Origin of the sequence: Lysinibacillus sp. UBA6686 (genome assembly GCF_002455205.1) — a bacterium.
Taxonomy (GTDB): domain Bacteria; phylum Bacillota; class Bacilli; order Bacillales_A; family Planococcaceae; genus Lysinibacillus; species Lysinibacillus pakistanensis.
Window position 1 is genome coordinate 31,480 of record NZ_DKJS01000045.1, and the last position, 13,808, is coordinate 45,287.

Sequence of the window (13,808 nt, forward strand, 5' to 3'; positions counted from 1 at the left end):
CTGTCGCACAGTTTTTGGGGTCAGATCACAGCGCGAGTGAAGCGGCTCATCGGACGCCCCCTGGAAAGCACACTGGCGGAGCGGAAGTCAACCACAAGTTATGCTGAAGAGCTATTTTTGCTAAACAAGATAAAGAATGGTAATTACGCTAAGTTTCTTTTTGACTTGAGAAAAGAAGAAACTTCTTAAAAAACTAAATAGAGGTGAAATTCATGTTTGATCGATTGCAGGCAGTGGAGGATCGTTATGAAAGGCTAACAGAGCTTTTAAGTGATCCTGATATTGTGAATGATAGTAAAAAATTACGAGAATATTCCAAAGAGCAATCAGATATCCAGGAAACTGTAGATACTTATCGTGAATATAAAAATGTAAAAGAGCAATTAGCTGATGCTCGTGAAATGCTAGACAGCGAAAAAGATCCTGATATGCATGAAATGGTGAAAGAGGAATTTAATCTATTAAAAGCACAGCAGGAAGAATTTGAAGAACGTTTACGTATTTTACTAATTCCAAAAGACCCGAACGATAATAAAAACGTTATTATGGAAATTCGTGGTGCAGCAGGTGGGGATGAGGCAAATATTTTTGCGGGAGATTTATTCCGTATGTATTCTCGCTATGCAGAGACACAGGGCTGGAAAATTGATATTATGGAGGCTACTCCAAACCCAATGGGCGGTTATAAAGAAGTGATCTTTATGATTAATGGACAAGGTGCCTATTCTAAATTCAAATTTGAAAATGGCGCGCACCGTGTACAACGAGTTCCTGCTACAGAATCTCAGGGCCGTATCCATACATCAACTGCAACAGTAGCATGTTTACCTGAGGTAGAAGAAGTAGATGTTGAAATTCATGAAAAAGATATTCGTGTAGATACATTCGCATCTTCTGGTGCGGGTGGTCAATCTGTTAATACAACGATGTCTGCCGTTCGTATGACCCATTTACCAACAGGTGTTGTAGTATCGATGCAGGATGAGCGTTCCCAAATCAAAAACCGTGAAAAGGCAATGAAGATTCTTCGTGCTCGTGTTGCTGATATGTATATGCAAGAAGCACAAAAGGAAATCGATGCCACACGTAAATCAGCTGTAGGTTCAGGAGATCGCTCTGAGCGTATTCGTACTTACAATTATCCACAAAACCGTGTAACAGACCACCGTATTGGATTAACGATTCAAAAGCTAGATCAAATCGTCGAAGGTAGACTTGACGAAATTATTGATGCCCTTATTTTAGAGGAGCAAGCATCAAAGTTAGAGCGTTTAAATGATGATTTATAAAAATGTGATGGAGGCCCTTGCATGGGCTTCTTCTTTTTTAGTGGATAATGGTCGGGAGGAAACTGCTGCACGTATTGTTATGCAGCATATATTAGGGATTAGCTACTCAGGAGTAATGCTGCATCTTCAGGATATGCTAACGATAGAACAACAAATGAAATTTAAGGAGCTTATTGAGGAGCATGCGAGTGGTCGCCCTGTACAGTATTGTGTGGGTAGTGAGGAATTTTATGGTCGTTCATTTATTGTGGATGAGTCAGTGTTAATTCCTAGACCTGAAACAGAGGAGTTAGTACTTGGAACAATTAATCGCTTAGACAAACTGTTTAATAAGCAAACATTAAAGCTAGCTGATATTGGAACAGGGAGTGGAGCAATTGCTATTTCTATGAAGCTAGAATGTCCAGAGCTTTCAGTTGTAGCTACTGATTTATCCAAGAAGGCGCTAATGACTGCCCAAAAGAATGCAGAAAATTTAGCAGCTACTATTGATTTCAGACTGGGCGATTTAACGGCACCACTTGTAGGCGAGCGATTCGATATCATTTTATCCAACCCTCCTTATATTGCCTTTAATGAAGCAAAGGAGATGTCGAGCATTGTGCTTGAACATGAACCACATAGTGCGCTTTTTGCGGAGGAAGAGGGACTTATTTTATATAGAAAGTTGGCTGAACAGCTGCCAGCCATTGTGAATAAACCCGCACTTATTGGACTAGAGATTGGTTATACACAGGGAGAGCAGGTTGCAAAGTTCTTTAAAAATAGTTTTCCACAGTCTATAATTTCGATAGAAAAAGATATTAATGGTAGGCCTCGAATGATTTTTTGTGAAATACATGTATAAAGTATCTCCTTCTTGCCAACAATGTTGAGCAAGGAGGGATTTTTATGTTAAATGAATACAAGATTATAAGATTACCAAAACAGAATATCTTACTAGCTTTTGCTAGACTAGTATTAATAGCCATTGCTTTACAACTATGTATTTTATATATTCCTTCATTAGTAGGATTGGCTAAGGAAAATATGAGTCAACAACAAGAACAAGATTTTCGTATAAGAGTAATTGCAAATAGTAATACAGCACAGGATCAGCTTGAAAAGGAGCTTCTTGTTAAAGATTTAAAGCCATATTTTATGCAAGTATCTGCTGCTACAATTGTGGATAATGAGCAAATACAGTTATTAAAGCGGGAAATTGAAACACAAATAAACGAAAATTATCCACAGCTTGATACACAGGTTCAGCTTGGGGATCATTTATTTCCACCTAAGAGACAGAATGCTGTTCTTTATCCACAAAGCATGTATCATTCAATTGTTGTAAAGATTGGTAATGCGCGTGGTGATAACTGGTGGTGTAGCATATTTCCATCAATTTGTGAACCAGACAAGAACGAAGAGCCAGAAGAAGAAAAGGAAGAGGTTACATTTTTTATTTGGGAATGGATAAAGGGTTTTTTTGAATGAATTGTGCACAAATTCAGATAACTTATACACAATTTTTATAAAGTTATTAACAATATGTGGATAATTCAATGAAAATGATAATTGAAGGAAGGTTTTAATCATGGAAACCGTTTACAAAGTTGTGGACAGTAATGTGAATAATCAGTTAAATTATGCACAGGCTGTGGATATCTTAAATGCAGGAGAAGTGGTAGCTTTTCCAACTGAAACGGTTTATGGCTTGGGTGCAGTTGCAACAAATGACGAGGCAGTTAAAAAAATATTTGAAGCAAAAGGTCGCCCATCAGATAATCCATTAATCGTCCACATCGGTACGAAAGAGGAAGTTGGGCTTTATATTAAACATATTCCGGAAGTAGCCAAAATATGTATGGAGCTATTCTGGCCTGGTCCACTGACACTTGTTATGCAAGTAAAGCCAAATATATTGGCAAAAAGTGTGACAGCTGGGCTTGACACAGTGGGCATTCGTATGCCAGATCATCCAGTTGCGCTCGCGTTACTTCAACAATTAAAAAAACCACTCGCTGCACCTAGCGCTAATCGTAGTGGAAAGCCAAGTCCTACGGAAGCAGTACATGTTCAGGATGATTTGGGTGGGTACATACCTTATATATTAGATGGTGGTTCTACAGGAATTGGACTAGAATCCACAGTATTGGATGTAACACATGAGCCACCGGTTATTTTACGTCCAGGTGGAATTACAAAGGAAATGCTAGAGTTTGAGATTGGACCTGTTATTCAGCCAACCAAAAATGAGCAAAACTTAGTATCAACACCAAAAGCGCCTGGTATGAAATATACACATTATGCCCCGAATGCCCCTGTGTTATTAATAGACTGTGATGTAGAAAAAGTTAAGAAGGCTGTACAACAATTACAAGCACAACAGCAAAAGGTAGCACTACTTGCTCCTGATAATTTTAGGGATATAAAGGCAGATTTTTATTTCTCAATTGGAGTGGCACATCGGAAAGAAGAGATGGGTGCTACATTATACCATGCATTAAGAGCATGCGATAAAACAACGGCTACCATTATATTAGCAACTACTACATCATCTGAAGGAATGGGTGCCGCCATTATGAATCGATTAGAAAAGGCTGCTGGTGGGAAATGGTATACACCATAAAAATGAATGAATAAGCATACTAGTTATTATTACTGGCATGCTTATTTTTTATGAAGAAGAATAGTAAAAAACATATCTTTAGACAAGGAAATGTCTATTGAATAACGATGATAATAATGTATTTTCGAGCATAAAATGATAAAATATTAGTGAAGAAGGAGTGCTTTCTTGCAGGTCATACTTGCAGGTATCTTAACGTCTATTGATGTAATAGGTCTATATGTCTTAATTCCGAATGTCCGATATAAGTTCTTTTTATCAGTGTGGACGGCTGCTTTGCATATGCTTTTCCCGTTACTAGGCTTTGAATTAGGAAGCTATTTAACTCATTTCCTGTTAGAATGGGGACAATGGGTTTCAAGTATTTTATTATTCGGGATTGGAATGCATTTGCTCCTGTTCTCACAAAAAAATGAAAAAGTAACAATTTCACCGGTACTTTTAGCTGTGACTGCAAGCCTAGATACCTTTTCAGTAAGTGTCTCTTTTGGTATGCTAAACTTAGAAGAAACAATATTTATTGTCAGTGCAGGTGCAAGTGCCCTAATTTGCTCTTATGGGTCTTTGGTCATTGCTAATAAAAGTCAGTTGTTATTAGGTAGTAAAATTCAAATGATTGCAGGTATTATTTTTATTATAATGAGTATTTTAGCTATTCAACAATAGAAAAAAGAGATTGGAAGGTGATAAGTGTGAAAATACTATTTGTTTGTACTGGGAATACTTGTCGCAGTCCAATGGCAGAGGCTATTTTAAAACATCAACAGCTGGCTAATGTTGAAGTTCAATCAGCGGGTATTTTTGCAATGCCCTATGCTGAAATGTCCGCACATGCGCAACAAGTAGTCAATGAAGCGAATATGAGACATCAACATTCAGCTACACAACTATCTATTTCTGAAATAGAATGGGCAGATTTAATTTTAACAATGACAACAGCTCATAAAGATACAATCATTGCTCAATATCCAAATACAGAACACAAGGTTTTTACTTTTAAAGAATATATAATTGAAGGTAGTGTGGAAAATGTTGTAGATCCTTATGGTGGGAATAAAGAAATATATGAAGCAACATTTGCAGAATTAAAAGAATTGGTAGAACGATTAGTAAAAAAACTTGAAAAGAATTGAGGGTCGCTATGAAAAAACAGTTTGGCTTACGACTTAAACTAGCATTATTTGTCGGTATTCTTGCACTAATCACCTACAGCATTAGCTTTATATTTATCGAATTTTTACAACCTACCTTCTTTCCAGAGATTAATCGTAAACTGTTTGAAATAGTTACTTATCTATTAGGTATAGTGTGGTCAGGCATTTTAGCTTGGGGATTCTGCGGAGTCTTAATCAAACCACTACAGCAGCTAGAATTATCAGCATCACGTGTCGCAGAAGGAAAGATAGGACAAGATGTAGAGTTGCCGAAAACAAATGATGAGATTCGTTCTGTTGCAGAGGCATTCCAGCAAATGGTATTAAACTTACGACAAATGGTTGAAAGTATAGACCATAATTTCCAGCAAACAAATCAATCGATTATTCAATTATCGGATGAGGCAGCTATTGCTACGAAAAAAGCAGAAGGTATTGCTTCTACAGTAAAGCATATTTCTACTGGAGCAGAGGCCTCTGCTATAGCAGTACAAGATACAGCTGAAGCTATTGAAGATGTACGGGCACTTGCCACAGAAGTAAATAGTAGAGCCGAAGCATCGGCAACCCAAACGAAAGAGATTTTACATAATCTCACGAACACAACAATGGCTATTGAAACATTAGTTAATAGTATTCAACAAATCGCTACTGGTAACAATGAAGCATTGGAGAGCATTCGTGCATTAGAGGATAATGCTGGACAAGTGGAGCGTATCATTAGTTTAGTAGGAGATATTGCAGCACAGACAAATTTACTAGCATTAAATGCTTCCATTGAGGCAGCTCGTGCCGGTGAGCATGGTAAGGGATTTGCTGTTGTTGCTGAAGAGGTTCGTGGTTTGGCTGATGAAAGCGCCAAAGCGGTACAAGGCATTACAAGCTTAATACAATCCATGCAACAAAATGTGGAGATTGTTGTTAGACAAATGAATCAACAAGTAGCTTTTGCAACGAAGGAAGCTGCCCGTGTGTCAGAAACAACTACGGCTGTAGAGGGAATGTCTTCGAGCGTACACGAAATGGCGACAGCGATTGTAGAAATATCTTCATTAATAGAACAACAAATGCACAATATTGAAACAACTGCTCGCCAATCTCAAGAAGTTGCTGCTATTGCACAAGAAACATCAGCGGGTGCCGAAGAAGTACGCGGAGCAGCAGAAGAACAAGCTTATGCTATGGAACAGGTGGAGCAATTAGCACAGGGATTAAAGAAGCAATCGGAAGAGCTGCATAAAATGATTCAACAATTTGATAGACAAGCATAAGATTTTTGACTGTAGTTCAACTCGGATGAATCGAGTTTGCTACAGTTTTTTTATTGATGGATAGAACAGCAAAAGTAAAGGATAGATTCTTTAAAATGACGGATAGAACCTCGAAAGCACTGGATAAATTACTAAAAGTGGCGAAGAGAACATTAAACCGAGAGGCTTCTCAATACAGTGTTCACATTTGATGTACTGATAAAGGATGTCCACTGTAATTAAAAAGGTGAAAAAACTATAGAAGATAGAATATTACAACAAATGACTGTTATCCGAATTTAGAAGAATAAAATTCTATTTATCTTTAAAAAATTAACTTTAAAAGTGAATGATCTTATATTAGTTTACAAGAAATGTTCGTCTTTCGGGAGAAATCAGCATAAAAATGCAAGAAAAATCATGTTATTCTTGAGATAGAAGTGGTACACTAGTGTTGACTATAAATTCGAAATGAGGGAACCCAGTGAGAATAGCAATTTCTTCTGATCACGGAGGCAATAACTTACGTCGTGAGATTATGCACCTGTTAGATGAGCTAAATATTAGCTACGAAGATTTTGGTCCACAATCTGCGGATTCAGTAGACTATCCTGATTATGCAAAACCAGTTTCTGAAGGTGTTGCTAGCGGGGAATTTGATAAAGGTATTTTAATTTGTGGCACAGGTATTGGTATGTCCATTGCTGCAAATAAAGTGAAGGGAATTCGTTGTGCTTTAGTGCATGATGTATTTAGCGCAAAGGCAACTCGTTGTCATAATGACTCAAATGTTTTGGCTATGGGAGAACGCGTAATCGGACCTGGTCTTGCTCGTGAAATTGTCCAAACATGGCTTGGAACAGAATTTGAGGGTGGACGTCATGTTCGTCGCATTGAAAAAATTACCGAACTTGAACAATAATGAAAGCTAATTATTACACACATGATTATTTCTTGTTCGTGTGTGGTTTCTAATTAGATATATAAAGGAGCTGAGGCATAGTGGTTACACAACAAATACGGACACATTTGACTCAGTTGCTCAGTGAATTTGAAGAGCAGGTAACCTTACGACCAAATACTATTTTTGTCGTAGGCTGCTCGACATCTGAGGTGATTGGTCAGAAAATTGGCACAGCGGGTGCGCTTGAAATTGCTGAGGCGATATTCGAGCCTCTTCAAGCATTTGCAAAGAAACATCAGCTGTATCTTGCATTCCAAGGCTGTGAACATATAAATCGCGCTATTACAATGGAGGCAACAATTGCAGACCGTTTTGGCTATGAACCCGTATCTGTAGTTCCTGTTCGAACAGCAGGTGGCTCAATGTCTGCGTATGCCTATACACAATTTGACAATCCAGTTGTTGTTGAAACAGTGAAGGCTAGTGCAGGAATTGATATAGGCCAAACATTAATTGGCATGCATTTAAAGGCAGTAGCTGTCCCAGTTCGTACATCGGTTCGGATGGTGGGAGAAGCAGTTGTAACTATTGCTACAACACGTCCAAAGCTAATTGGTGGAGAACGTGCAGTATATAAATAATATTACCTTTCTTTTAAAGGGGTAAATATAAATAATAATCATACTAGGAGGCTTTTCAAACATGGCATACGAAAAATTAGCAGTACAAGACAAAGCAGTTTTAGAGGGGATCCTTGCAGAAAAAAAACGTCAACAAGCAAATATTGAGTTAATCGCATCAGAGAACTTTGTTTCTGAAGCTGTAATGGAAGCACAGGGCTCTGTTTTAACAAATAAATATGCTGAGGGTTATCCAGGTAAACGTTATTATGGTGGCTGTGAACATGTAGACGTGGTAGAGGATATTGCACGTGACCGTGTAAAAGAAATCTTTGGTGCGGAATATGCAAACGTGCAACCGCATTCTGGTGCACAAGCTAACATGGCAGTTTACCATACAATTTTAGAGCCAGGTGATACAGTTCTTGGTATGAACCTTTCTCATGGCGGTCACTTAACACATGGATCTCCAGTAAACTTCTCAGGTATTCTCTATAATTTCGTAGAATATGGTGTAACAAAAGATACTCAAGTAATTGATTATGAAGATGTACGTCAAAAAGCGTTAGAGCATAAACCAAAATTGATTGTTGCAGGTGCATCCGCTTACCCACGTGAAATCGATTTTTCTAAGTTCCGTGAAATCGCAGATGAGGTAGGAGCATACTTTATGGTTGATATGGCACATATCGCTGGCCTAGTAGCTGCTGGAGAACATCAATCACCAGTGCCATATGCTGATTTTGTGACATCCACAACACATAAAACATTACGTGGTCCGCGTGGTGGATTAATCCTTGCTTCGAAAGAATGGGAGCAAAAGCTAAACAAATCTGTATTCCCAGGTATTCAAGGCGGTCCTTTAATGCACGTTATCGCTGCAAAAGCAGTAGCATTCGGCGAAGCGTTACAGCCAGAGTTTAAAGAATACGCAAAACAAATTAAAGCGAATGCCAAAGTATTAGGTGAAGTATTAGTGGCTGAGGGCGTTGAAATTGTATCTGGTGGTACAGATAACCATCTATTGCTTCTTAATGTGAAGTCTCTTGGCTTAACAGGTAAAGTAGCAGAGCATGCACTAGACGAAGTAGGGATTACAACAAATAAAAATACAATCCCTTATGATACAGAATCTCCATTTGTTACTTCTGGTATCCGTATTGGCACACCTGCAGTTACATCGCGTGGTTTCAAAGAGGAAGATATGAAAGAAGTTGGCGCAATTATTGCAGCAGTTCTAAAAAATCCAGAGGATGAAGCTGTGAAAGCTGAGGCAAAAGCCCGCGTTAAAGCTCTAACAGACAAACATCCTTTATACGCATAATTATTAATCGGGGTTGTGTTTAAAGTGCAATAGGTCACTTTAAACATAGCCTCTTTTGTTTTGTAAAATAAGGCTAAAACTGTAAGAAGTATCTTTTTTTCTAACAAAAAAATAAAATCCTCTTATTTTTGAATTAATTTACATAAACTGATTAGAAAAAGATATAGTATAGTGGGTCGAGGACAGATACTGTCCTAATAAAGAAGATTTTTTTATAAAAGTGACAATTTATTGAATTTTTATGTACAATGTAAGAAAGAAGAAGTGATCGAGACGGGAGGGGTTGGATGGTTACTAAATCGATGGACATACAAAATGAAATGTTATTAAACACAATTCGTAAATTAGGGGATAATTCAAAAGAAAGCTACGTTATTTTTGACGTAAAAAATAATCATAAAATATTGGAATGTAATGATTCTTTTTGTGCGCTAACAAATACTACACATACACAAATTGTAGAAAGTGATTACTTTTCATTGCTATTAAATGAGGAGCAGAAGGCAACTATTGAAATGATTAAGCAGAAAATACATAGTGGGGTCATGGTACAAGCAAAATTACATCATAAATGCTTGGACAAACCTCCTTTTTGGGCTGAAATACAAGCGCTGCCATTTCAAAATAGTAAAAATGAAACATTATATGTACTATTACTTGTAAAGGACGTTACGTATTACCACACTGAAGATTTTTTAATGCGCCTTGAAAAAGCTATGTATGAAGCAATCGAAAAGGATAATCCATTTGATAAAAAGATGAGCATTATTTGTAGTGGCTTAGATGAATTTTTTATGCCGAATATTGTAAGTATGGTACTAGTTAAAGCAGAGTCAAATCAATTTCAAGTTTTTACAGGGAAGAGTAAAGTAAAAGGGATGTCTGAACGCTGTGAAAGTAAAAATTTTTATGACCAAGTTATACAAGAGGGAAAATCTATTTTTATTACAAATTTGGATGATATTGATATTCCATTAGAACATAAAAACTTTGCCAATGCCTCTAAAAAGACAGCTGGATGGTTTGTACCGATACGAAATCAGCAACAGCAATCAATAGGGTTGTTTGCAATATTTTTAAAGCCTTATCCTAATGACAAAGAGTTTTTTGAAAACATGTTTAGTAAAATTGGTTCATTGGTGGCGTTAGCATATTCTTATGCAAAAACACAAAAAATGATATGGGATTTGGCCTATATGGATATTACTACTGGGCTACCTAATCGACACAGCTTCTTGAATAAGGTAGAGAAAGATAAAGAGCGTGGTCAATGTGGTTATATTAAAATCTTAAAACCTAGTGAATTTCATCAAATAGTTGAGCTATATGGTCGAGAAGCAGGAGATGAGCTATTAAGACAAATTGCTAAACGACTAAATGAAGAAAAAGATGAGTATAATGAATATATTGCTAGATTCACAAGCTCTAGTTTGATTCTTTTAAGTGTGACATCCCAAGCTACTTTTCAAAATTACGAGAAACGTATTAAAGAAATTATTCGTCAGCCTTTTATCATTGGTGGAAAGCACATTTTTATTACATTGAAAACAGGCATTGCTTTTTATAATGATGATATAAAAATTGCTGATGCAATTCGCTTTGCAGACAATGCCTTATCCTTTGCAGCTAATAAACCAGGTACCCATATGGAAATTTTCACGCAGGAAAGAAATGATGTCCTTGAACAGCAAATGACGGTGTTAAATCATTTGTCACAGGCATTAAAAAACAAGGAGATTTCTGTTAACTTACAGCCAAAGGTTGATTTACGTACCGGGGAAATCCAAAGTATTGAAGCGCTTGCCCGCTGGATTTCTCCAAAGCTTGGTTTTGTGTCACCAGCAGTTTTCATTCCTGTTGCAGAAAGTGCGGGGAAAGTGCGAGAAATTGATGTTCAAATATTAGAGATTGTTCTTTCATGGTTAGCCGAACGCAAGAAAATGGGTAAAAATTTAGTAAGGGTTGCAGTAAATATTTCGCCAGATCATTTTTATTATGTTCACTTTGTTCAAGATATTGTGAATTTAGTTCGAAAATTTGATATTGATCCAGAATATATCATATTAGAGGTGACTGAAAATATTGGCTTGGTCGATTTTCAATCAGCCTTCACCATCATTCAGGAGTTGAAGAGCTACGGGTTTAAAACATCAGTAGATGATTTTGGAACAGGATTTTCATCACTAAGCTATTTACAAAGGCTCCCGTTTACAGAATTAAAAATTGATCGAAGTTTTATCAATGCTATTAATGATGCTGCTACGCTTGCAATTGTCCGTTCTATTATACAATTAGCATTAAATCTAGGAATGACTTCAGTGGCTGAAGGTATTGAAAACGAGGAGCAGGTTGAAATATTACGTGCACTTGGTTGTACTGTGGGACAAGGCTATTTTTATTACAAACCTATGCCTATTGAGCAATTAGATAAAATACTAGATGAATAATCGCTCTTAGGTAACATTTTAGAAATGGAGTTGTCCCAAATTTAATTTTGAGACGACTCCTTTTTTCTGTTATACTAGGTGAGATAAAAATGAAATCCGAACGGTTAGGAGAGAATTCCTTTGAGCAAAGTATATGTATTTGATCATCCACTAATCCAACACAAGTTAACTTATATTCGTGATAAGAATACGGGAACAAAAGAATTTCGTGAGCTAGTTGATGAGGTAGCTACTCTTATGGCATTTGAAATTACTCGTGATATGCCAGTGGAAGAAATCGAAATTGAAACACCTGTCACTATAGCGAAAACAAAAGTTCTTTCTGGAAAAAAACTTGCGATTGTCCCAATTTTACGTGCAGGAATTGGGATGGTAGATGGTGTATTAAAGCTAATTCCAGCGGCAAAAGTAGGTCATATCGGTCTATATCGTGACCCAGAAACATTAAAGCCAGTTGAATATTACGCAAAGCTTCCAGCAGATGTTGAGGAACGTGATTTCATCATTGTAGATCCAATGCTTGCAACTGGTGGTTCAGCAGTGGAGGCTATTAACTCCCTGAAAAAACGTGGAGCGAAAAATATTAAATTTATGTGTTTAATCGCTGCGCCAGAGGGTGTAAAAGCAATTCAAGAAGAACATTCAGATGTGGATATTTATATTGCTGCTCTTGACGAAAAATTAAATGACCATGGCTATATTGTGCCAGGTTTAGGAGATGCAGGGGATCGCCTATTCGGTACGAAATAAGGTAGATCTCTAGTGTATGACTTTTTTAGGCAACTTATAAAACTTCAAAGCGTCCTTCAATATTGAAGGACGTTTCATCGTATGTTTAGGTGGCTCCCACTTGAAGTTCCGCTATTTCAGTAGGTGTTTGGACACCCACGGAAAAGTAACCAAGTCCACTCCATCATTTGCTGAATGAAGACAAATGCATTTCAACGGGGAAAAACACTTTTCATACAATAAAATAAAGGACGGTGCAAATCGTTTTGACGAAAAAATGGAAAGTAATGACGATTTTTGGTACAAGACCAGAGGCAATTAAGATGGCTCCTCTTGTATTAGAATTACAAAAACATCCTGAGCAAATAGAATCGATTGTGACTGTAACTGCTCAACATCGCCAAATGCTAGATCAAGTTTTAGAAACATTTAAAATCGTACCTGACTACGACTTAAATATTATGAAGGATCGTCAAACATTAATCGACGTGACAACGAATGCATTACATGGTTTAGATCAAGTCATGAAAGAGGCTAAGCCAGATATTGTTTTAGTACATGGCGATACAACGACTACTTTTGTTGCAAGTCTTGCAGCATTCTATAACCAAATTGCAATTGGTCATGTGGAGGCAGGGCTACGTACGTGGAATAAGTATTCACCTTATCCAGAGGAAATGAATCGACAATTAACAGGAGTCATGGCTGATCTTCATTTTGCACCGACTGAAGTATCAAAGAAAAATCTATTAGATGAAAATAAAAAATTAGAAACTATTTTTGTCACAGGTAATACAGCAATTGATGCATTAGCTACGACCGTCAGTGAACAGTATACACACCCTGTATTAGAGAAAATTGGTAAGGATCGCATGATTTTATTAACAGCGCATCGTCGTGAAAATCTGGGTGAACCAATGCGTCATATGTTCCGTGCAATTACGAGAATCTTATCCGAGCACGAAGATGTACAAGTTGTGTATCCGGTGCATATGAACCCAGCCGTACGTGAAATTGCTAATAACATTTTAGGGGATCATAAGCGCGTGCATTTAATTGAGCCGCTTGAAGTATTCGATTTCCATAATTTCGCGGCTAACTCTTATATGATACTTACAGATTCAGGTGGTATTCAGGAGGAGGCGCCTTCATTAGGGAAACCAGTTCTTGTGCTAAGAGATACTACAGAGCGTCCAGAAGGAATTGCGGCGGGCACTTTAAAGCTAGCAGGGACAGAAGAAGAAACAATCTACTCTCTTGCAAAGGAATTATTAGAAGATACAAATGCCTATGAAACCATGGCAAAAGCATCAAATCCTTACGGTGATGGACATGCCTCTGAGCGAATTGTAAAAGCTCTCTTAGATTTTTTGCATAAAAGCAAATAATATACTATTTTAATGAATAAAAATGAGTCTATTTTACCTAGTTTGATGGGTAGGCTAATTTACGAGCGAAATCCTGTCGTAAATTAGCTTTTTTT

The 13,808-nt window shown here is 37.3% G+C and carries 13 protein-coding genes; all 13 read left to right on the top strand.

Annotated features, from left to right (window positions below):
- Window positions 1–212: 212 nt before the first annotated feature.
- The 13 genes from prfA to wecB all read left to right on the top strand — a co-directional run bounded on the left by prfA (window position 213) and on the right by wecB (window position 13,713).
- Complete coding sequence (prfA, locus tag B2R82_RS11500) at window positions 213–1,289, top strand: peptide chain release factor 1 (RefSeq protein ID WP_286924987.1); 1,077 nt, start codon at window positions 213–215, stop codon at window positions 1,287–1,289.
- Complete coding sequence (gene prmC, locus B2R82_RS11505) at window positions 1,276–2,136, top strand: peptide chain release factor N(5)-glutamine methyltransferase (RefSeq protein ID WP_286924988.1); 861 nt, start codon at window positions 1,276–1,278, stop codon at window positions 2,134–2,136. Before prfA ends, prmC begins: the two co-directional genes overlap by 14 nt.
- Before the next feature lie 44 nt (window positions 2,137–2,180).
- Window positions 2,181–2,762 (top strand): stage II sporulation protein R, encoded by a 582-nt coding sequence (locus B2R82_RS11510; protein WP_286924990.1) that lies wholly within the window; start codon window positions 2,181–2,183, stop codon window positions 2,760–2,762.
- Between the two features lie 100 nt (window positions 2,763–2,862).
- Window positions 2,863–3,897 (top strand): L-threonylcarbamoyladenylate synthase, encoded by a 1,035-nt coding sequence (locus B2R82_RS11515; protein WP_286924991.1) that lies wholly within the window; start codon window positions 2,863–2,865, stop codon window positions 3,895–3,897.
- 168 nt (window positions 3,898–4,065) lie between these two features.
- The gene (locus tag B2R82_RS11520; protein ID WP_286924992.1) at window positions 4,066–4,563 is read left to right on the top strand and encodes a manganese efflux pump MntP family protein; all 498 of its coding nucleotides are present in this window, start codon (window positions 4,066–4,068) and stop codon (window positions 4,561–4,563) included.
- A 26-nt stretch (window positions 4,564–4,589) separates the two neighbouring features.
- Entirely contained in the window at window positions 4,590–5,030 is a 441-nt protein-coding gene (locus B2R82_RS11525) for a low molecular weight protein arginine phosphatase (protein ID WP_286924993.1), read from the top strand.
- Window positions 5,031–5,038: 8 nt separating this feature from the next.
- Window positions 5,039–6,322 carry a methyl-accepting chemotaxis protein gene (locus B2R82_RS11530; RefSeq protein ID WP_286924994.1) on the top strand — a complete coding sequence of 428 codons (1,284 nt, stop codon included), beginning with the start codon at window positions 5,039–5,041 and terminating at the stop codon, window positions 6,320–6,322.
- Between the two features lie 463 nt (window positions 6,323–6,785).
- The gene (gene rpiB, locus B2R82_RS11535; protein ID WP_286924995.1) at window positions 6,786–7,223 is read left to right on the top strand and encodes a ribose 5-phosphate isomerase B; all 438 of its coding nucleotides are present in this window, start codon (window positions 6,786–6,788) and stop codon (window positions 7,221–7,223) included.
- Window positions 7,224–7,303: 80 nt separating this feature from the next.
- On the top strand, window positions 7,304–7,846 hold the full coding sequence (locus tag B2R82_RS11540; RefSeq protein ID WP_283870725.1) for a TIGR01440 family protein: 543 nt from the start codon (window positions 7,304–7,306) through the stop codon (window positions 7,844–7,846).
- A gap of 61 nt (window positions 7,847–7,907) precedes the next feature.
- Complete coding sequence (glyA, locus tag B2R82_RS11545) at window positions 7,908–9,149, top strand: serine hydroxymethyltransferase (RefSeq protein WP_286924996.1); 1,242 nt, start codon at window positions 7,908–7,910, stop codon at window positions 9,147–9,149.
- Window positions 9,150–9,436: 287 nt separating this feature from the next.
- Entirely contained in the window at window positions 9,437–11,596 is a 2,160-nt protein-coding gene (locus B2R82_RS11550; protein WP_286924997.1) for an EAL domain-containing protein, read from the top strand.
- 120 nt (window positions 11,597–11,716) lie between these two features.
- Window positions 11,717–12,346 carry a uracil phosphoribosyltransferase gene (gene upp / locus B2R82_RS11555; RefSeq protein WP_008180557.1) on the top strand — a complete coding sequence of 210 codons (630 nt, stop codon included), beginning with the start codon at window positions 11,717–11,719 and terminating at the stop codon, window positions 12,344–12,346.
- 245 nt (window positions 12,347–12,591) lie between these two features.
- A complete protein-coding gene (gene wecB, locus B2R82_RS11560) occupies window positions 12,592–13,713 on the top strand; it encodes a non-hydrolyzing UDP-N-acetylglucosamine 2-epimerase (protein ID WP_286924998.1) in 1,122 nt (373 codons plus the stop codon).
- Window positions 13,714–13,808: the final 95 nt, after the last annotated feature.

Coding starts and splice junctions, on each gene's coding strand:
- B2R82_RS11530 (WP_286924994.1), top strand. CDS start 5,039: ATGAAAAAACAGTTTGGCTTACGACTTAAACTAGCATTATTTGTCGGT.
- B2R82_RS11515 (WP_286924991.1), top strand. CDS start 2,863: ATGGAAACCGTTTACAAAGTTGTGGACAGTAATGTGAATAATCAGTTA.
- prmC (WP_286924988.1), top strand. CDS start 1,276: ATGATGATTTATAAAAATGTGATGGAGGCCCTTGCATGGGCTTCTTCT.
- B2R82_RS11510 (WP_286924990.1), top strand. CDS start 2,181: ATGTTAAATGAATACAAGATTATAAGATTACCAAAACAGAATATCTTA.
- prfA (WP_286924987.1), top strand. CDS start 213: ATGTTTGATCGATTGCAGGCAGTGGAGGATCGTTATGAAAGGCTAACA.
- B2R82_RS11550 (WP_286924997.1), top strand. CDS start 9,437: ATGGTTACTAAATCGATGGACATACAAAATGAAATGTTATTAAACACA.
- glyA (WP_286924996.1), top strand. CDS start 7,908: ATGGCATACGAAAAATTAGCAGTACAAGACAAAGCAGTTTTAGAGGGG.